Here is a 295-nt window from a genome sequence, read left to right as displayed (position 1 = left end):
AGGCGGTGGTGTGCGTGATCAACCCGAAGAACGACGCCGGCGTCGCCGCGGCGGCCGAATCGCTGCTGGCCGAGCTGCAGGCCGCCGGCATCGATGCGGCCCTGGATGATCGCGGCCTGCGCCCGGGCGCGATGTTCGCCGACATGGAACTGATCGGCATCCCGCACCGCGTGGTGGTTTCCGAACGCGGCCTGGCCGCGGGCACGTTCGAATATCGCGCGCGCAATGCCGCCGAAGCGGAAAACCTCGACAAAACCGCCCTGCTGTCGCGCCTGGCGGGCTGAGGCGGAAACGC

At 70.2% G+C, this 295-nt stretch carries 1 protein-coding gene; it reads left to right on the top strand.

The window, feature by feature from the left end:
• Positions 1-284, top strand: a 284-nt coding sequence (locus SB822_RS56245) for a His/Gly/Thr/Pro-type tRNA ligase C-terminal domain-containing protein (RefSeq protein ID WP_410858998.1), incomplete at its 5' end; no start/stop codon positions are given.
• Positions 285-295 lie beyond the last annotated feature (11 nt).

The organism is Paraburkholderia sp. SIMBA_054 (genome assembly GCF_046534875.1).
Classification (GTDB): Bacteria; Pseudomonadota; Gammaproteobacteria; order Burkholderiales; family Burkholderiaceae; genus Paraburkholderia; species Paraburkholderia hospita.
This window is presented reverse-complemented; position numbering and strand designations above follow the sequence as displayed.